15 protein-coding genes and 1 pseudogene are annotated in these 20,654 nt (G+C 42.3%); 8 read left to right on the plus strand and 8 right to left on the minus strand.

Annotated elements, in window-relative coordinates; all coding sequences use genetic code 11:
• The first annotated feature begins 61 nt into the window (after window positions 1–61).
• Both M3204_RS17420 and M3204_RS17425 read left to right on the plus strand, forming a co-directional pair.
• Window positions 62–280 (plus strand): hypothetical protein, encoded by a 219-nt coding sequence (locus tag M3204_RS17420; RefSeq protein WP_251484811.1) that lies wholly within the window; start codon window positions 62–64, stop codon window positions 278–280.
• 319 nt (window positions 281–599) lie between these two features.
• Window positions 600–1,958: pseudogene (locus tag M3204_RS17425) on the plus strand (IS1182 family transposase).
• Between the two features lie 142 nt (window positions 1,959–2,100).
• Here the strand turns inward: M3204_RS17425 and M3204_RS17430 are convergent.
• A complete protein-coding gene (locus M3204_RS17430; RefSeq protein WP_251484814.1) occupies window positions 2,101–3,483 on the minus strand; it encodes an LVIVD repeat-containing protein in 1,383 nt (460 codons plus the stop codon).
• A 561-nt stretch (window positions 3,484–4,044) separates the two neighbouring features.
• Here M3204_RS17430 and M3204_RS17435 point away from each other — a divergent pair.
• Window positions 4,045–4,827 (plus strand): SDR family oxidoreductase, encoded by a 783-nt coding sequence (locus M3204_RS17435; protein WP_435367733.1) that lies wholly within the window; start codon window positions 4,045–4,047, stop codon window positions 4,825–4,827.
• A gap of 118 nt (window positions 4,828–4,945) precedes the next feature.
• Window positions 4,946–5,164, plus strand: a complete 219-nt coding sequence (locus M3204_RS17440) for a hypothetical protein (RefSeq protein WP_251484817.1) — start codon at window positions 4,946–4,948, stop codon at window positions 5,162–5,164.
• Window positions 5,165–5,214: 50 nt separating this feature from the next.
• Here M3204_RS17440 and M3204_RS17445 read toward each other — a convergent pair whose 3' ends face one another.
• From M3204_RS17445 to M3204_RS17460, 4 genes are all read right to left on the minus strand, one after another.
• Window positions 5,215–6,390 (minus strand): amidohydrolase, encoded by a 1,176-nt coding sequence (locus tag M3204_RS17445; RefSeq protein WP_251484819.1) that lies wholly within the window; start codon window positions 6,388–6,390, stop codon window positions 5,215–5,217.
• The gene (locus tag M3204_RS17450; protein WP_251484821.1) at window positions 6,390–7,625 is read right to left on the minus strand and encodes a Zn-dependent hydrolase; all 1,236 of its coding nucleotides are present in this window, start codon (window positions 7,623–7,625) and stop codon (window positions 6,390–6,392) included. Before M3204_RS17450 ends, M3204_RS17445 begins: the two co-directional genes overlap by 1 nt.
• A gap of 11 nt (window positions 7,626–7,636) precedes the next feature.
• Window positions 7,637–8,824 (minus strand): hypothetical protein, encoded by a 1,188-nt coding sequence (locus M3204_RS17455; RefSeq protein WP_251484824.1) that lies wholly within the window; start codon window positions 8,822–8,824, stop codon window positions 7,637–7,639.
• Window positions 8,825–9,103: 279 nt separating this feature from the next.
• Window positions 9,104–9,646 carry an HD domain-containing protein gene (locus M3204_RS17460; RefSeq protein WP_251484827.1) on the minus strand — a complete coding sequence of 181 codons (543 nt, stop codon included), beginning with the start codon at window positions 9,644–9,646 and terminating at the stop codon, window positions 9,104–9,106.
• Window positions 9,647–9,828: 182 nt separating this feature from the next.
• Here M3204_RS17460 and M3204_RS17465 point away from each other — a divergent pair, with 182 nt between their 5' ends.
• The 4 genes from M3204_RS17465 (at window position 9,829) to M3204_RS17480 (ending at window position 16,775) form a co-directional block, all read left to right on the plus strand.
• Window positions 9,829–11,136: an alkaline phosphatase family protein gene (locus tag M3204_RS17465; RefSeq protein ID WP_251484830.1), complete on the plus strand. Its 1,308-nt coding sequence runs from the start codon at window positions 9,829–9,831 to the stop codon at window positions 11,134–11,136.
• Between the two features lie 281 nt (window positions 11,137–11,417).
• Window positions 11,418–12,692 carry an MFS transporter gene (locus M3204_RS17470; RefSeq protein ID WP_251484832.1) on the plus strand — a complete coding sequence of 425 codons (1,275 nt, stop codon included), beginning with the start codon at window positions 11,418–11,420 and terminating at the stop codon, window positions 12,690–12,692.
• Between the two features lie 63 nt (window positions 12,693–12,755).
• On the plus strand, window positions 12,756–14,213 hold the full coding sequence (locus tag M3204_RS17475; RefSeq protein WP_251484834.1) for a M20 family peptidase: 1,458 nt from the start codon (window positions 12,756–12,758) through the stop codon (window positions 14,211–14,213).
• A 918-nt stretch (window positions 14,214–15,131) separates the two neighbouring features.
• Complete coding sequence (locus M3204_RS17480) at window positions 15,132–16,775, plus strand: sensor domain-containing diguanylate cyclase (RefSeq protein WP_251484845.1); 1,644 nt, start codon at window positions 15,132–15,134, stop codon at window positions 16,773–16,775.
• A gap of 774 nt (window positions 16,776–17,549) precedes the next feature.
• Here the strand turns inward: M3204_RS17480 and M3204_RS17485 are convergent.
• From M3204_RS17485 to M3204_RS17495, 3 genes are read right to left on the minus strand one after another with little or no spacing between them, the layout of a single operon-like run.
• Window positions 17,550–18,287, minus strand: coding sequence for an SDR family oxidoreductase (locus M3204_RS17485; protein WP_251484848.1), 738 nt, complete (start codon window positions 18,285–18,287; stop codon window positions 17,550–17,552).
• A complete protein-coding gene (locus M3204_RS17490) occupies window positions 18,274–20,037 on the minus strand; it encodes a M28 family peptidase (protein ID WP_251484853.1) in 1,764 nt (587 codons plus the stop codon). Before M3204_RS17490 ends, M3204_RS17485 begins: the two co-directional genes overlap by 14 nt.
• Entirely contained in the window at window positions 20,015–20,587 is a 573-nt protein-coding gene (locus M3204_RS17495; protein WP_251484856.1) for a GNAT family N-acetyltransferase, read from the minus strand. The genes M3204_RS17490 and M3204_RS17495 overlap by 23 nt, the downstream gene beginning before the upstream one ends.
• Window positions 20,588–20,654: the final 67 nt, after the last annotated feature.

Below are 20,654 nucleotides of genomic sequence, written 5' to 3' on the forward strand. Positions count from 1 at the left end.
TTACATTACTGGGAAAATTATTTAGCATAATCGCGACAATTTTCTATAGAGGAGTAGTCTGATGGATAAAAATCAATTGCTGCAGCGTGTCCATGCCATGATCCAGTCATCAACAAAGAGACCAAAATATATGACCATTTCCACAGTGAAAGTCGCAGATATTCTCGGGGTAAAACCAGAAGAAGTTCAACAAGGACTCGAGGAATTAGTAACAGAAGGATACTTAAAACAATCTAAGTTGGATGGCCCGCCATACCATGACATTTTTCTTTTGCCATAAACATAAAAAAGCACATTCCCTTAAGAGAATGTGCTTCAGACTGTAGACAAACTCGATGAAAATCGTGTTTGTTTACAGTCTTTTTTTTTGGTTGGTGCTGGAACGGGGCTGTTGATTTCCGTTCCAGGCGCTTCGCTTTCCGCGGGGCCGGCGCTGAGCCTCCTCGTCGCCGCTGGCGCCTGCGGGGTCTCACCTGTCCGTCTGATCCCGCAGGAGTCTACGCGCCTTCCACTCCAATCAACAGGACTTACAAACTTAACGTGGAACTAAACTAAAGTCTATTTTAAAATAGATATATATAACGCTTGAGGTGATAAAGATGCTTTCGAAAAATAATCCAATCCAACGAGATCAATTAGAGATGGTCGCTTTAGACCAGCTTGTTCCTCAGGAACATTTAGTCCGCAAGATGGAAGCAGCCCTTGATTTTTCTTTCATTTATGACTTGGTGAAAGATGTGTATTCGGAAGTAGGGCGCCCAAGCATTGACCCTGTAATTCTGGTTAAACTCTCATTCATTCAATATACCTTTGGCATCCGTTCCATGCGCCAGACCATTGCCGAAGTTGAAACGAACATGGCCTACCGCTGGTTTTTGGGTTATGGTTTCCATGATAAAGTGCCCCACTTCTCCACCTTCGGGAAGAATTACGAACGCCGTTTTAAAGACACCGATTTGTTCGAACAGATTTTCTATCGAATTCTTAAGACCGCAGCTGATAAGAAACTCATCAGTGCAGAACACGTATTCATTGATTCGACCCACGTAAAAGCAAGTACGAATAAGCATAAATTCGAAAAGAAAGTGGTGCGAAAGGAAACACGCGCGTATCAAGAGAAACTCCAGGAAGAAATCAATCAGGATCGGGAAGACCATGGGAAGAAACCTTTTCCTCCTGATAAATTCGATAAGGAAGAAACGAAGGAAATCAAGGAAAGCACTACCGACTCGTAGAGTGGATACTACGTCAAGGACGAGCGAACAAAACAGTTTGCCTACGCCTTCCATGCCGCATCAGACCGTAACGGATTTGTCCTGGGAACCATTGTGACACCTGGCAATACGCATGACAGCCTGATTCTTGAGCCACTGGTAGAACAAGTGATAGAGAAAGTCGGAAAGCCTGATGCCATTGCGGCCGACGCAGCCTATAAAACTCCAGCTATTACGAAGTTTCTGTTGGAAAACGAAATAACCCCGGCTTTGCCTTATACTCGACCACGAACGAAGGATGGCTTTTTCCGCAAATATGACTATGTGTATGACGAATTTTACGACTGTTACTTGTTTCCTGCCGGTGAGGTCCTGAAGTATTCGACCACAACTAAAGAGGGGTATCGTGAATATAAATCCCCTAAACAGACCTGCGCCAACTGCCCGTTTTTAGCACAATGCACAGAAAGCAAAGACCACCAAAAGGTGGTAACGCGCCATATCTGGCAGGAGTATGTGGAAGAGGCAGACCACTTGAGGCACAAACCAGAAGTAAAACAAATCTATGCGAAGCGCAAAGAAACCATTGAGCGTGTATTCGCAGATGCAAAAGAAATGCATGGCATGCGTTGGACAACCCTCAGGGGACTTAAAAAATTGTCGATGCAGGCGATGCTTACTTTCGCTGCCTTGAACTTGAAGAAGATGGCCAACTGGACTTGGAAAAGTCCAGTAATGGCCTAAAAGTATAGCAAAGAGAGTCTATTATCTTTGAAAAATCCGATGAAATCCAAAAAGGGGTTCGGGATGAGAGCATTCCGAACCCCTTTTGTCTACAAACTGAAGCACATTCCCTTAAGAGAATGTGCTTAGAGTTTTATTTGGCTTATTCTATCAATCCCTGTGATGATTGATCCCCTGATTTTTGCAGAACCTTCAGGCCAGATCCAATATCAGACGCTAATACATAGTTTCTATCTACGAAAACTCCCCAGATATTTGATTTACTTGGAATGTACATTCCAGTTTGTTTCGGTGCAGTGGGGTCCGTGATATCAACTGTTCTGACACCCCCGGAATAATGGGAAAGATATAATGTATTCCCATGTACCTTTGGATCATGTACAGTAGCTCCTCCCGGGATCACCTCGGTGAAATCAGTCCTAAAAGTGCTCAAAAGTGTTGGATTGGTTTTATCTTTAATATCATAAATCATCGTATATCCGTATGCTGATTCGAATCCATCCCTTGTTGGGCCGAAGACTTCCCTTGTCTCAACCAGAACAGTGCCCCCTTTGGCTAAATCCATGGAATGTGCAGCACCTTGAACATCATCAGCAAAGTCCGTTCTTCCAAGATAGACTGGATTTTTCGCATCACTGATATCTAGCATAATTGTGCCCAAATCCCAGAATGATAGGAAAGCAGTTTTTCCAGTTTCATCTGTTTTTACACTATGAGCGAATGCAACCCGCTTGATGCCTTCCTCATCTGTCCAATTATAGCCGTCATAGTTTGCATCACTTACTTCCGTGATATAATCACGAGGATTAAATTCGTAAATGGTATCCGGATTAGCAGGGTTTGATACATCAACAATTGACACATCCATTTTTTCTCCATTTGAGTAATAGTCAGCATAACTATCTGCTGTCAAAACATACACATTGTCTCCTTGGACAGTTAAATAAAGTTCATGAGTACCACGTGCCCCTGAAGAAGAAGATTCCCAAAAGCCGAGCTTCTTTGGTTCGCTAGGATTGGTCACATCGTAAAGCACAAAGCCGCCTTCTGAATTTGGATCCTTTTGATCCATTTTTTGCACACTCACAGCAGCAAGGTCGCCTTTAAAATGCTTTGTATTAACTGACTTGACTATGACTTTTTCCTGCCATGTGTCTTTAATATCAGCAAACGCTGCCACTTCAACTGGATTAGAGGGATCCTTCATGTCAAAAACTCGGACTCCACCGCCACCGCCACTTGCTCGATGTGTTCCTAGGTAAGCATATCCTTTATGGGCGTATACGTCCCCTGTAGAATTTTTTACACCTTCACGAATTTCCTTTAAAGTAACCGCAGCTACTTCCTGAAGGTTTCCAGTGTTCTTGCTGCCTTCAATCAATGGCACTGCCAATTCAACCCCAGCCAGGCTGTCACCCTTTTCTACCCCTCCGCCGATTTCATCATGGGCGAAAGCCGAAGTACCTCCCGCTGAAAAGACCAATGCTCCTGCTAATGCGGTGTTGACTAGAAATTTCTTTTTCAATAGTATTCCTCCCTTAATAAAATGACTGCTTATGTAAAAACCAAATCCCTACCTTTCGAGAGTAGAAATATTGTAATTCATATCCTACAGAATATTCAGTTATTTATACATCACCTATATTTCCTAATGTTTCTACATAATTAGACAAGCTATTTTTCTTTCGATTTAACTAGAAAACTTTGGAAAATAAGAGGTTTACACTATAGCTGAATTGTTAATCTCGGGCCTTTTGACGGTGTAAATCAAAAACCATTATCTATTGAGAAATTGCATTTCATTGCAAAATACCTAAACTGTCTATTTAACTTGGGAAAATACTTACGGAGCAAATTTGAACCCCCTTTCTTAGGAAAAATAATTTATTTTATATATTGAACTATTTGTTTACATAATATTATTATGGTTTCGGTTAAAACGAAATCAAATACTAAAATTCTTTTTCACAGATTTATGCCAGTAAAAGTATTAAAGATGGTCATCTTACTAATACCATCAGTTTTACCACCAATTAAATTGGGCATTAGTATGAATAATTCAAAAAACATGGAGGAGGCACTTAATTTGAGGCAATTGATAGGGAAAGTCGCATTCATAACCGGGGCAAGTTCAGGAATCGGGAAGGCCGCTGCTATCAAATTAGCGGAAGAAGGAGCGAAGATTGCACTTGTTGATGTTAAAGAAGAAAATGCATTGCAAGTAAAGAAAGCAATAGAAGAAAACGGCGGAGAATCAATGATCATCGAGTGTGATATATCAAAGCCAGAGGAAGTTGAACAAAGCTATCAAAAAGTAGCCGAGGCATGGGAACGAGTCGATATCGTCTTTGCGAATGCTGGCATCAATGGTGTCATCGCCCCGATTGAAGACCTTAATCCAGAAGATTGGGATAAGACGATCAACACCAATTTGAAAGGAACATTCCTGACTGTTAAATATGCAATCCCTCATTTGAAGGAACATGGCGGAAGCATTATCATAACCAGCTCGATTAACGGCAACAGGATTTATAAAAATTTCGGGATGTCCGCCTACAGCACCTCGAAAATCGGCCAAACCGGCTTTGGAAAAATGGCTGCGCTCGAATTGGCACAGTTTAAAATCAGAGTCAATATTATCTGCCCTGGCGCCATCGAGACAAACATTGGCAAAAACACCTTCCCCCAAGATCACGATCTTGAAAAAATCAAGATACCTGTCGAGTACCCTGAAGGTAACCAGCCACTGGAAGAGCGTGCAGGCAAACCAGCTCAGGTTGCCGATCTAGTCTTTTTCTTGGCATCAGACATGTCCAGTCATATAACCGGTACAGAAGTTTATATTGATGGAGCGGAGTCGCTTTTGTAATAAAAGCTTCGAAGTTTCTCTGCCTGTCCAAATTCTTTTTATGAAATGGTCTAAACATTAAAATCTCCCAATATTCTATAGAAAGGCAAAATTATTCTATATGAAATAGGTGAGCTGAATGTTTGTTGTCCATTTCTACGAAAACAAAAATGCCCTGCTGAATCAACTGCTGAAGCGTGTTCCTGCTGTTGGTGAAGATTTAACAATCAAGGGGCGCAAAGGGAAGGTTACCGGCGTAACTGAAGTTGATGAAAAAACGGTCCATGTTCAAGTAACCCTGGAACCTATCAAAAAAGCAAGCCTTGTCGCTGATCCTGCAAAAAAGAAGAAAAGATAAAAAAAAAGAGGAGAACCGCTACAGTTCTCCTCTTTTTTACTTATAATCTATTATTCATTCAAATAGGCCCAGGCATATTGTGCGTACAGTTCTGCCCCAGTTGCAAGTGCCTCTTCATCGATATTGAATTTGCCATGGTGATGGGCCCATTCAGTATCTTTTTCCGGGTTTCCGCTTCCGACAAGAGCAAAGCTGCCAGGCACTTCATCCAGATAGAAGCTGAAGTCTTCGCCGCCCATTGTTGGTTTCTCATGAAAAATCACGTCCTCACCAAATGCTTCTGCCGCCACCTTCTGGACCAGCGACGCACTGTATTCATCATTGATGACAGCCTGAGTTCCGCGAATATATTCCACTTTGGCAGTTGCTCCGTAAACAGCGGCGACACTTTCTGCATAATGCGATAACTGCGCTTCAATATGGTCACGAGTTGCGGGATCAAAGCAGCGCACCGTTCCTTCAATCACTGCATTTTCGGCAATAACATTGAAACGTGTCCCTACTACCATTTTCCCAATTGTCAGGACTGCTCCATTCTGGGGGTCAATCGTTCTTGAAACGACAGATTGGACATTCATGACAAAGGATGAGGCAACGATTGCTGCATCAATACATGCCTGCGGAATCGCACCGTGCCCGCCTTTCCCCTTGAAAGTGACCTTAAATAAATCAGCTGAAGCGAAGGATGGACCAGGTGTACAGCTTACCTTGTGTGTAGGCATCTGCGACCAGATATGGATGCCGAAAACATTATCGACACCTTCCACTGCACCTTGTTGGACCAATGCTTTAGCACCTTCTGCCACTTCTTCTGCTGGCTGAAACAGAAGCCTTACATTCCCAGGCAGCTCATCTTTAATTTCATTAAGAGCCTTTGCCGCAACGAGCAGCATCGCTGTGTGAGCATCATGTCCGCATGCGTGCATTTTTCCGTCTTCTCCGGAGGCGTATGGCAGCTCCTTATTTAACTCTTCTACAGAAAGTGCATCCATATCCCCTCTCAGTGCTACCGTCTTCCCTGGCTTCCCGCCTTTGATTTCGGCGATCACGCCAGTTGGTTCAGCACGTCTGTATGAGATTCCAAGTTGATCGAGATAATCACATACAAAATCAGTCGTTTTGTATTCCTCCCATGACAACTCCGGCTCGCTGTGGAGCTTCCTCCGTAATTCAGTTAGTTCATCTTTATATTCGATAAAAGCTTCTTTTAATTTTTGATTTATCATTATTCTGCCTCCGTTAAGCTCTTAGCTGCTTCATAAAAGATTTGTACAGCTTTCGCGATATCCTCAGAATCAGACCACTCCTCTGGACAATGGCTCAGGCCATCTTTACTTGGAATGAACAGCATTCCGACCTCTGTATAATCGGAAAACACCATCGCATCATGGCCTGCCCCGCTGTTAATCGAGCAATATGGTATATTCAGTCCTTCACTCTTTTCTTTTAAAAGGGAGCGAATGCCGGCATTCAGCTCTTTTGGCTGGATGTACAATAGCTGCTCAACTGAAGTTTCGATTCCATCTTTATTAAAAGAATCAATGAGTTCTTTCGTTTTCTCAATTACATTGAGAACATTTTTTTCCATCCCCGAGCGAATGTCGACAGAGAATACAACCTGATCAGGGATGACATTTGCACCGTTCGGAAAAACATTAAGGCGGCCTGTTGTTATGACTGTCCCTTCTCCTTCAGCAACAGCGAACTGAGGCAATTGCCCAATAATCTGTGCTGCTGTGACAAGCGCGTCTGCCCGGCGGTCCATCGGAGTCGTGCCGGCGTGGCCTGCTTGGCCCTTTATCGTCACTTCCAGCTGTGTCAAACCAACAATTGCTTCGACAACTCCTACAGGAATCTTTTTTTCTTCTAAAATAGGTCCCTGTTCAATATGCAGTTCCAGGAATGACTTCATCGTTTTGGGATCTCTTATTCTTGGAAGCGATGGATCAAGCCCGATTTTCGCCATTGCTTCCTCTGTAGAAACGCCATCTTTATCTTTCAGATTTCTAAAATCGTCATTACTCAGCAAGCCAACAATCCCTCTTGAACCCATCAGCCCGCCGCCAAATCGTGAGCCTTCTTCTTCGACAAGGGCAATAATTTCGAGAGGATACTTAGGCGTAAACTTATTTTCCACAAAAAGTCGGGCTACTTCCAGTGCGGCCACTACTCCGGCCGGTCCGTCATACGAGCCGCCGTTTGGTACAGAATCAAAATGCGAACCAATCATCACACTCGGCGCATCCTTCAATGTTCCCTCCAGCTTGCCGAAAATGTTCCCGAAACCGTCTTCCTTTACCTTCAACCCATTTTCTTTCATTTTACTTTTAATATAATTCCTGGTTTGAAGATCTTCTTGGCTGTAAGTAAGCCTTGTCGTACCTTTTCCCGGAGTTGCTGTGAATTCACTGATTTGATCGATATGCTCTTCAATACGCTCTTTTAAATCTAGCAATCTCATTACCTCTTTTCTTACAAGAATCCTACAAAGATACCAGCAAGTACGACTGATACAATCGTTACTGTCACAAATCCGCCAACGAGCATCGGAGGAAGCATGTGGCTAGTCAATGCAGCTCTCTCTTTTTCGTCCTCTGTCAGTGAATTGATTACTTCATTTGTAATGATATAATCAGCCGGGAATCCGTAAAGCGCAGTCAATGACACTGCAAAAGCCATTTCCTTGCTGACCTTCAGAATTTTGCCGGCGATGAACGAGAAGATATACATTCCGACAACCCCGAGAATGATCGTCCCGATTAGCGGAACTATGATTTCTAAAAGCATGCTCGGCGTCGCCTGCTTGAGTCCGTCAAAGATAAATAGCATTAAAACTAAAATCGCAATCCCGAATCCATTTGCCTTTTGCAATACTTGCTTCTCAAGGAAACCTGCACTCGTGGCGATGACACCGAACAATAACGCAAGAACGAACGGGCTAACGGATACGACTGGAGCCAAAAGTGTCGAGACAAGATAAGCAAGGTAAGCCACTAATGCAAGTCTGAAAAACTTGAAGAAATCAGTATTATATTTTTCCGGCATATTTTTGAATAGCTTTAGCTCTACAGCAGGTGTAGTTTCAACTGCAGCAGCCACTTCCGCTGAAGCTAGATTGCCCTCACGATATTGCGTAAGCAGTCTCTTTCCTTCTTTTTTCAATACCAATGAAGTTAATGGATATCCAGCAAAGCCCTGCATGACATAAATCACGATTGCGAAAACCGAAAGAGACGCAAGACCAGCTTCCTTCGCTCCTTCAGACATAATCAAGGCTGATACAACACCACCGACTAAAGGCGGGACAGCAACGACCATCGTTTGAAAGCCGAATACAAGCGTACCAACACTTAATAGAACAGCGACAATCCCTAAAATACCAGATAAAGCTATAACAATCGTTTTCCATTGATTTTTTAATTCCTGGAGGGAAAGCAAGGTTCCCATATTCGTGATTAGCAAGTACATCATCATAACCGCGACAGCCGATGGCACACCAGCGAGTGCGACGATTTCTTTCGGGAAAAATGTCCAGTATCCGATGAGGAACAGGACAGCAGAGATGAACATGGATGGAATCCACGCCTTTGTCCTTACAGCAACAAAATCACCAACCAATAAAATGAATACAACAATAACTAAAGCTAACATCTGTGACATGATGAATCCCCCCAATTTTCGCTTTTTCGCTTTGACGCTTCGTCTTACGAAAGAAAAAATGTTATGAGGACAATAATAATATAGTTGAATTATTCAGTCAATTAAAATTATTAGAATTTTCTAAAGAAAGCGTTTGCTTTGATATTTTCATACTAATGGCTTAGCAAATTGTTATATTAAGGTATTGAACTTCAGATTTCTTAACTTAGATCCCAAAAATAAAACAACCCATGGCAAGCTGCAATAGAAGCAGTCTGCCATGGGTATAACACCCAACTTCTAATTCATTTGAAATAAACGATTAACTTCCAACTCCAGTTCTTCAAGCAATGGAAATTTCGAAGCATAGCCCAGGCTTCCAATTACATTTCTGTAATACCATTCCTGTTGTACTTTTCCGCGCCGGAACCTTGTCCAGACAGTATCGCCATTTTGCTCTTCATCAGTTCGGATCGACTTGACATTATGCAGTTTGTCCGCACAGGCAACAACTCTGATTTCTACAGGTGCTGTTTTCAAAAACTCAATTGTGTGTTCCTTACGCTCTTCCCAGAATAATGATTTATCAGGTTCAGAGCAGCCTGCTACGATTGCAGCAATTTCTGTTCCAAACTCTCGCTCTATATCTGCGATAGTCAATTCTGTGTCTTCAATCGTGTCATGCAGGATTCCAGCCGCTACCATTTCCTCACTGTAACCAGCCTTTTGTAATATCATCCCCACGGCAACCGGGTGGGCTATATAGGGGATTTTTGTATTTTTTCGGTATTGTCCCTCGTGTGCCATCGCAGCAATTTCTAACGCCTTATAGATTTTGTCCACTTAACTCATCTCCCAATTTATCTTAAAGAATATATTCGAGCTTCTGCTCGCCATTCCTTTCGCTTAAAAAAGATAAACAGCAGCTAACAATGATGTCGAAAAGCCTCCAAATATTATTTCTCGCTATTTTTCCCAAAATATTCTGCTATATTTATATTAAAGAACTTCATTTGGAGGCCGCTATGACCCGTCTTACAGACCACCTAATCGTCCTATCATTCGATTGCCTCTCTGAGCACGATGTTCCATTGCTCAGGGAGCTTCCTAACTTTAAAAAGTTTATTGAAAACAGCTCATTTTGTACACAAGTTGAGACGATCTACCCTTCAGTCACCTATCCGTGCCATGCAACGATCGTGACTGGAAACCTGCCTAATCGGCATGGCATCGTGAACAATACCTTTATCCAGCCTGGGAGGACTTCACCAGACTGGTACTGGCATCGCAGACATATAAAAGGGACAACCCTTTACGACGAAGCCAAAAACGCCGGAATGAAAACAGCAGCCTTATTATGGCCTGTAACCGCAAAAGCAGACATTGACTACAACATGCCTGAAATTTTCGCGAACCGTCCATGGCAGCACCAGATTCCTGTTTCGCTGTTCAATGGCAGTCCAAGATACCAGCTCGAAATGAACGCGAAATTCGGGCATGTACGCAAGGGTCTTAGCCAGCCGGAGCTTGATGATTTCGTTCTTGAATCTACGGTGGAAACCATCAAAACGAAGAAGCCCGGGCTGATGCTCGTTCACTTTGTCGATTTGGATTCTCAGCGCCATATGTACGGTTTTTCCTCTAAGGAAGCACAAGCAGCAATCCACCGCCATGACCAGAGATTAGGCAGAATCATCGAAGCCATTAAAGATGCTGGAATTTATGAAAATGCAACTATTGCTATTCTTGGTGACCACAGTGCACTTGATGAGTCTAAAGTGGTGAAATTGAACGTATTATTTAAAGAACGAGGACTTATCCAAACGAACCCTGCCGGCAAAGTAACTGAATGGAAAGCTTATTGCAAAAGCTGTGACGGTTCCGCCTATGTTTACCTAAAGGATGAAAATGATCATGATACAAAAAATGCGATAACGGAGCTTTTGGCAGAGCTCATGCTAGCATCAAGCAATGGAATCGAAGCTTGCATCACCGGCCAGGAAGCAAACGCAAAAGGCGCTGATGGAACAGTTTTCAGAATGCTTGAGGCAGCAAGGGGATATTATTTCAGTGAGGCTCTTGATGGTGAATATATCGAAGAAGTTACCGAGCTGGATGTAAAATCGAAGAAATACACCTTCGCCTGCCACGGGTATTCACCAGAAAAGGAAGGTTACCACACAGTCTTCTTCGCAGCAGGTAAAGGCATCCGTCCAGGTATATCGATTCGCTCCATGCACCTAGTGGACGAAGGCCCGACTTTCGCCCGCTTGCTCGGACTAGACCTCGGGAATACAGACGGCCGGATCGTAGAGGGAATTTTGGATATTTAAACACTTGAAAAGCAGGTCCTGCAAGAGTTAGAAGCGAAGTATATTAGCAAAAGGAAGAATTTAATCCTAGTTTGCTGATTTTTAGTCCGGATTTGTACAGATTTATTCTTGGTTTGTGCAGATTTATTCTAGTTTGAATACATTTAATCCTAGATGAGTAGATTTCGTAACTATTTGGGTGGTTGAAGAAGATTCATCTCACCTAAATGGATTTGGTTCCTAGGGGGATTACGAACTAACGGGCAATAGCAAAGATGAAATTACAATATATTGGGGGGAAAATGATGAAAGGTTTTACGAAAGAAGAGAACAGCTGGATTCGTTATGACTGGGCCAGCTCGGCCTACTCAATCATTATTTCGACGGCTGTGTTTCCGCTGTTCTACAAAGCTTCTGCGACTGAAGCTGGCGTAAGCCTGGCGAACTCGACGGCCTATCTTGGTTACACAATCGCGATTGCGACCCTCATCCTTGCATTGATTGGCCCAATTCTGGGAACAATTGCTGATTACAAAGGAATGAAGAAGCGTTTTTTCACAATCTTCTTCACGCTTGGAATCACTTTTACAGCAATGCTCGCATTTGTGCCTAGCGGTAATTGGCTTATGCTGCTGGTTATCTATACACTCGCCGTCCTCGGTTCAACCGGTTCCAATGTTTTCTATGATGCGTTCATAGTCGATGTGACGTCCGATGAAAGGATGGACAGAGTTTCATCGCGCGGCTATGGCATGGGCTATATTGGGAGTACGATCCCGTTTATCATCAGTATTGCAATCATCATTTTAGCGCAGCAGAAGGTCCTTCCGATATCAATGACCTTAGCCAGTCAAACCGCTTTTATCATCACAGCCCTATGGTGGGGGCTTTTCTCAATCCCATTATTTAAAAATGTTCACCAGAAGCATTATATCGAACGTGAACCGCAAATGGTTTTGCAAAGCTTCAGACGTCTTGGTAAGACGTTCAAGGAAATCCGTAAATACAGGGCATTATTTTTATTCTTATTAGCTTATTTCTTCTATATCGACGGTGTCGGTACGATCATCACGATGTCAACAGCATATGGCACGGACCTTGGAATCAGCTCTACTAACCTACTAATTATTCTTTTTGCTACCCAGGTTGTTGCGTGGCCGTTCGCCCTTTTATTCGGAAGATTGTCCGAACGATTCACTGGTAAAAAAATGCTTTATGTCGGCATTACCGTTTATATCTTTGTTTGTATCTACGCCTACTTCCTGGAGACAACTACAGACTTCTGGATCCTGGCAATGCTCGTTGCCACATCACAGGGCGGTATCCAGGCACTGAGCCGTTCTTACTTTGCAAAGCTGGTGCCGAAAGCAAATGCAAACGAGTTCTTCGGTTTTTATAACATCTTTGGAAAATTCGCGTCAATCATGGGACCGCTTATGGTCGGATTAACAGCACAATTAACCGGCAATTCAAGCATGGGTGTTTTCAGTCTCGTCATCCTTTTTGTTATCGGAATGGTCATTCTGGCGTTCGTGCCTGAGCCTGAAGCACAACAGCATGCACCTGAAATCGTCTAATCAACAGCCTCTGGGAAACCGGAGGCTTTTTTCAAAAGAATTTTCCGGAGGTGTAACCTATATATGAAAAAAATCGCTCTATCCATCCTCGTCAGCACGTTCCTTCTTTTCATCATTATCACCATGTTTAATGCCCTCTCCTTGGAAACACGCCAGCCAGTATCCGAGCCATTCAACAGCACCATTGCAGAAAACCATGCAATTGATACCCTTTCTAAAGCAATACAATTTAAAACGATTTCTTATCAGGACCGCAACAAAATGGACCTGGAAGAATTCGATCGCTTCATCTCCTTTTTGGAACAGAGCTACCCGCTAATACATGAACAGCTTGAGTTGGAAAAAGTAAATGGTTATGCCCTCGTTTATAAATGGAAAGGAACAAACGTGAATAAACTCCCCATCGGATTAACAAGCCATTATGATGTCGTCCCAGTCCTTCAAGGGACAGAGGGAAAATGGGAACATGGTCCTTTCAGCGGAACAATCGCTGACGGAAAGATTTGGGGCCGAGGTACATTGGATGATAAAGTCGGTGTCATCGGGATACTCGAAGCAGTTGACCACTTGCTCAGCCAGGGTTATCAGCCTGAGCGGGATTTTTATTTTATGTTTGGACATGACGAGGAAATCGGCGGAGATGAAGGTGCTGCCAAGATTGTCAGCACGCTTGAGTCAAGAGGCATCCAATTTGATTTTGTTTTAGATGAAGGCGGAGCCATTGTTGAGAACATGGTTCCTGGTGTTGACCAGCCCGTCGGCGTGGTTGGTATCTCCGAAAAAGGATCTGTTACATCTGAACTGTCAATCGAAGGAAGCGGCGGTCATTCATCTCAGCCAAAAGACCAAACAAATATCGGCAGGATTGCCAGAGCGATCGCCAAGCTTGAGGAAACCCAGTTCCCTGCCGACTTAAAAGGACCAGGTGAGGATTTATTCGAGTTTGTCGCTCCTGAAATGAGCTTCGGGATGAAATACGTTTTTGCCAATAAATTCATCTTTGAACCCGTGATTGAAAAAATCCTTCTGCGGCAGCCGGCATCTGCAGCTCTAATCAGGACGACCATCGCGCCAACGATTTTTCAGGCTGGCGAGCAATACAACGCCCTTCCAGAAAAAGCATCGGCCATCATCAACCTCCGCCTTATGCCAGGAGATTCTTTGAAGGAAGTGAAGGATTATATCGAAAAAACCATTGATGATCAGGATATCAAAGTAACCCTAAACGGCTCTGAAGCTTCCGGAGTTTCCTCCGTTGACAGCTGGCATTTCCAGACCATCCAGCAAAGCGCGAAGAATATCTATGATGACGCAGTCATTGCTCCCTATTTGATGTTTGCCGGATCGGATGCAAAGCATTATGACAGTATTGCTGTAAACACATACCGCTTCTTGCCTGTCCAGCTGACATCACAAGACCTGAAAAGGATGCATGGAACGAACGAACATATTAGTATTGATAACTATTTAAAAGCTATCGGTTTTTATATGGAAGTCATTAAGGAGAGCGATCAACATTAAATGCTCCGTTTTAGAGGTGAAATGGTGAAAATTTATTTGCTTTCAATTTCCGTTTTTTTATTATTTTGGATTATTGCATCAACTCTATATGAAGAACCTGTCTGGTGGTCGATTTATTCTTCCGCTCGCTCCACCCATACACCTTTGAGTGAACAAATTTCTCTCATTAAGCTCACTATTGCTGCAGTTATTTTACTTGGGATAACTGCATTAATACGGAATCGTCTTTCCAAATAACCGTTAGATTCAAGGTTACTCCCCTACTCTTTTATAGAGTAAGATTTACACAACAAAGTCGACATTAATAATAGAAATAACTGTCAGGGCATTGGATTATTAGTCTTGTGCCCTTTTTTCAACCTTCTTAATTCAGCACCATCTTTTACCATTTTTGCTTTCGTCTCGCCTTTTCAGGCAATGCAAAGCACCAGCTTTTACCATTTTTGCTTTCGTCTCGCTTTTTCAGGCAATGCAGAGCACCTGCTTTTACCGTTTTTGCTTTTGGCTCGACTTTTCGGGCAATGCAGAGCACCTGCTTTTACCGTTTTTGCTTTTGGCCCGACTTTTCGGGCAATGCAGAGCACTTGCTTTTACCTTTTTTGCTTTTGGCTCGACTTTTCGGGTAATACAGAGTACCTGCTTTTACCATTTTTGCTTTTGGCTCGACTTTTCGGGCAATACAGAGCACTTGCTTTTACCGTTTCTCCACTTATTCAACCTTTTCGGGCAATTCACAGACAACCGTTAAAATTCTTCCACAAGCAAACTATTTTTTGAAGATCGGCATTAATGATCATGCTTCTCCCCATTTGCCGTCATCAATAAAAAAAAATTCTTAGTATCTATTGAAAAAGCGTAAAATTTGTCGAAATAACTATGTAGAGATTTAAGTTTTGCAGAACGAAAGGATTTACTTATATGAAGATTAACCTGAGAGCCTATATGGCTCTATTTTTTGGTATCATGATCATTGCACTTACGATGCTGTTGAGCATAACAATCAGCAAGCAATCAGGTGATACAATCAAAAGAGAAATTGGAAACAGCCTATCCACTACAGCGTATCATATGGCAGATAAGCTAGATTCATTCATGTGGTCACGAGTTGGAGAAGTAGAAGTTCTCAGCCAAATAGGTGACATTCACTCCCCACATGACATCACAGCAGCGCAGTCATTGTTAGACCAATTGAAAGCTAGTATCCCTGTATTTTCTTGGATTGGTCTCACCAATGCAGATGGGACGGTCATCGCGGCATCGGACAAAATTCTGGTAGGTTCTGATATTTCAAAGCGACCAGTTTACCAGGAAGGTAAAAACGGGACATTTATAGGAGACGTGCATAACGCGGTTCTCCTGGCAAACCTCTTGCCAAATCCATCTGGAGAGCCGATGCAATTTGTTGACATCAGTAAGGCGTTAACGGATGAAAAAGGGAATTTCACAGGTGTTTTGGCAGCGCATCTCAGCTGGGAGTGGTCGAGGCAGGTTCAGGATGAGATTGTCGAGCCTCTAAAGGATGAATTAAGTGGAGCAGAAGTCTTTGTAGTGAGTAAAACAGACAATACCGTGCTCCTTGGACCAGGCGAGATGACTGGGACAGTACTTGAACTCAATAGTGTACATAATGCAAGAAAGGGTGAAAATAGCTGGCTGGTGGAAAAGTGGCCCGATGGAAAGCGCTATTTAACTGGCTTTGCGGTCGGTGACGGCCATCATGATTACTCAGGACTGGGATGGACAGTTATAGTCCGCATCCCCGAGGAGAATGCATTTGCCCCTGTCGAAAACTTAAAATCTTATATAATCAAACTGGGTACAATAACTGCAGTTACCTTTGCCATCATCGGCTGGCTCCTTGCCGGGTTCATCACAAATCCTTTAAGGAAAATATCAAAAGCCGCCCACAGCTTAAGACTCGGCAAAGAAACCCCTATCCCTTTTATTAAAGGAATCAAGGACCTTGAACTACTTTCAGGCTCTCTTAGGGATTTGGTAGATTCTTTGGTACGTACAGAATCCAATTTAGGAAAAATGGAAAACCTGGCCCACCACGACCTTCTGACCGGACTCGGAAACCGTGTCGCTCTCGATCAATTTATAAAACAGGCCAGAACTGACTCCAATTCCCTGTCTTTCTTGTATTTAGATTTGGATGGGTTTAAAAAAATCAACGATTCATATGGACATCATATTGGGGACCTACTTCTCCAGGGAGTAGCATGCAGGCTGAAAGAAATCACACGGGAAAAAGATACTATTTTCAGGCTTGGCGGTGATGAATTCCTTGTCGTAGTCGAGACTCCAAGTGAATCTGTTGAACATGTTCTTGCGTCAGTTGCAAACAAACTAATCACACATATAAACAAACCATATGACATAGCCGATGCTAAACTTCAGGTCGGATGCAGTATCGGCGGTGCAGTTTGGCCCGATCATGATATAGATCCTTTTACCGTCATCAGTTACGCTGATGACGCACTATATGTTTCAAAAAGAGCTGGTAAGAACAAATTCACCTTTCATTCGAAGAAGCAGATTAACGAAATGCCAGGAGCTTAGTCTCCTGGTTTTTTTAATGATTTTTCTATTATCTACGCCTAGGTAAGGGCCTAATTCCAAAGGGCACTTATTATTGCCCAAAGTACTTTTTCTTCAAAACCTCTCTCCTTCCTTTTTTGATAAAACTCTCCCTAAAACCAAGCCATAAATCCAATGACCCACCATCCAAAATAGAAAAGCATATGTATTTGTGATTGAGGGTGTCCGTTCTGATAGAACCGTTGTGGGAAATAGCAGCAAACCAACGATTAAGCTATACCTAATAACAAAGTGATATATTGATTCTTTTCCTAATTCCTTTCTGATTATGTAAAAGTTAATCACGTAGGCCAGCACTATTGATATCACCATATGCAAACCAAACTCAACTATTTCAGTCAATTCGATATTTTTTAGGATTGGTACATAATCAACATTTAGCAATAAGGTATACACTTTAAGGTTTGTTATAGATTGGATGATTTTTAAAAAAAGCCCAAGGACGATCCCTGATATCAGCCCTGCGACTAAGGGTATGAGTTTTGCATTGATAAGACTTCCTCCTCCTCTAACTTAACATAAAATCTTATAGCAGATTCACTCGTTATCTATTCGGGAAAAATAGCGGATTTTCCTGTAAGAAAATAAAAAAGCAAGTCTTAATGACCTGCTTTCTGTGATACAGCTACTTTATTCTCTCGATGTGGGGAGTAATTGATTGTTCTCGAATCACGCCAATCCTTCTGTACCTGTTCATAAACGATGATTAATTCAAGAAGTGTGCGTTGAGAAAAATCATCCCTGATTTGTGGGCCTAATGATGATTTCATTTACAGCAACTGTTGCTGGTTGTGATAAAGCATAAAATACCGCGTTGGCAATGTCCTCGCTTTTAATTGAAGGAAGTTCAGGATTCTCAAAGATTGGTCTCACTTCTGGGTCAACAATCAAATCTACGAGCTCTGTATCAACAACTCCTGGTGAGATTGTGGTGGTTCTGATATTCGATTTCGTCAATTCTTTATTCAGTCCCTCCATTATCACTCTTGCAGCAAACTTTGTTGCACAATAAACTGTTCCTGAAGGGAATATCCCGTGTCCGGCAACTGAAGAGGTCGTAATGATATGACCACTGTTTCTTTCAAGCATATGAGGGAGGACAGCGCTTACGCCATGTAGGACTCCTTTAATATTGACGTCTATCATTTGATCCCATTCTCCTACTCTATTATTTTTCATGTACGAAAGCGGCATGATTCCAGCATTATTGAAAAGCACATCAATTTGACCGAATTGCTCCAGTGCGAAATCAGTCAAACTTTGAACCTGCTCCAGTGAAGTGACATCAGTTACTTTATAAACAGTTGTGCCGCCAAGTGATTGTATTTCTTCGGCAAGCTGCTGCATTAGTTCTTCTCTCCTGGCAGCAAGAACAATTTTCGCTCCTTCATTTGCTAATTTCATAGCAGTTGCACGACCGATCCCGCTGCTAGCTCCTGTAATAATAACGATTTTATTTTTAATTGCCGACATAATTCCCACTCCTTTTTTTATTAACAGTTAATAAGTTGTAAGCTTCTTTAAGCGCATTTTTTATAAAATAATTCACTTTATTAATCTGTCTAATTAGAGATGTGCTCAACAAATAATATTCATGCGTACCCTTCTCCAATGTAGCAATTCTATTAATCGAGGAAAGTGCGGGAATTGGTAATAAACCAATAGCTGCATCATGTTCAAAAATATCAGTACTTACATAATTAAGAGGAACAAGATTGCGAGAGATTCCCATAATTCTCTTATTCAGTTCTTTCCGATCTTCAATCGACAGACCCGAAGACAAAAGATTAGATTGAGCCTTTGTAAGAACTTCCTCTAGTTCATTTAAGCGTTCCATCGTTAAATCGAGATTTATTTTATCTCCTGCGACTTCCTGATAGTTTTTAATCGTATCTTTAATTTCTTGAACCGCAGCCAGTTGGTTGATTGGCACAATAGGATCGGATAAAACTTTAAAGATTGAGAGAGCATAGATTTTACAATCGCGCTTTAAATTGTCCGGATCGATTTTATCGATTGTGTCTTCAACTGTATGCCACCACCAACCGAACCCTCCTGCCTCCTTTCCCGCAAATACTTGAAACACTTTTTGGGACATCGGGTCATTAGATAATCGTTGTTCGGACATTCCCATATACAAGGAAGGAACTCCTGCTCCCCAAAAAGATTGGTCAGCGTACTTTCCATATCTGCTTCCAATATAATCCTGGCCGGATAATTCCTTCACATAGAGAGACGCAATATCTTTAGTTTCACTCATACAGTTACTCTCGCTAAGTATAGTAGCTCCTTTGCCTCCGACAGAATCAACATAGAAATGCATGACGCAATTCTCGTGGATTTCTTCCCTATGCTTATCACAGTAGGCTTGTGAACCAGCATATCTGCCATGAGAATGTCCTGACCAAAAAGCAAAACGAATCGATCGTTTCATGTGCTCTTTATATTTTGACAGCACTCTTGCGACCTCTAGCATGGCCGCATTCGCAGACCCGTTATCCATTGCTCCGTAATGCCACGAATCGATATGGCCACTGAATAAGACAAAATGCTCTGGTTCTTCTTCCCCTTTAATTTCGGCGATTAAAGTTGGGATTGCTGTCCATTTCGTTTCAACCTCGGTATGTAACTCTACCTGGCTCTTCCCTTCAGAAATCGACTTTTTTAGGATTTCACCAGAGTCATCATTTACTGAAACGACAGGAATCTTCGGCATTTGTGAGATATTTTCGGCAGTGGGACTTCCCCAAACAGTTGAAACAATCATTTCATGTGTATAAGGTCCATTTATAAAGACGGCGGCAAGAGTTCCAGCACCACTAAGCTTTGCTATAACTTCTGGACTTGCAATCCCTTCTACGACACATATTTTGCCCTTGCAAAGAGAAAGCTTATCATCTGAATAATCACCAATATAAACCGATTCTCCTAATAAGTCGCCTTCTATGGTGGACGGTGCCATTGAGTGAGTAATACAAGGCACATCGATATCCCCAACCTTTAAGCTAGCTTTACGTGGAAGAGAAATGTACGCTTCGTGAAAAGAAAGTTCAGTCTCTAGCCCAAAGCTTTCCAAAGTCTTTTGGGCAAACTTGAACGCACGAAGCTCTTCTTCAGATCCTGACAGCCTTACCTCTTTGGCAATTTCCCTGTTAAAATCCATTAGTTGATTTGCATCTATATGGGATATTATTTCTCTTTCAATCACCGTCAAATTTTCCAAGGTTCTCCCTCCCATTTCCATTTAATGCTGAACTCCACTCTCGATCCAAAATACTCATCTCATGATAACTCCAAAAATCGTTCCCGATTCTTGATGCTTCTCTAATCAAACCCTCTGTTCGAAAACCCATTTTCTGATAGAGTTTAAGAGCTGAGGTATTGAAATCATATACAGCAAGGCTCACCTTATGAAGTCCAAATTGTACAAAAGCTATATTTAAAAGCTTATTGACCATGATAGGAGCTAAGCCCTTTCCTTTCATCTCCTCATCACCAATTAGAACTCGACACATTCTCGCATTCCGATTATGGGGATTGATTGAACCGAGCGAAATATGCCCGATTACCTTCGATGATTCAACGTGAATAACCTTAAAAGCCTGAATCTCTGAATCTTCTTTATTGGCTTCACCCAAATACTTAATGAGCTGTTGATGAGTCAGCGGATAGGTAAATCCTGTCCCGCTCCATTGCAGTAAAAATTCAGGACTATCAATCCAGCTTATAAGTTTTGGGATGTCACCTTCTGTAAAGTATTTCAATTCGATCATGTTGATGAGCCTCTTTCACTTTAATATGAATGAAGGGAGCAGGTTTAAATCTTTCAAAACCTGCCCT

This window comes from Mesobacillus subterraneus (genome assembly GCF_023715485.1).
In the GTDB taxonomy this organism is placed as follows: Bacteria; Bacillota; Bacilli; order Bacillales; family Cytobacillaceae; genus Mesobacillus; species Mesobacillus subterraneus_B.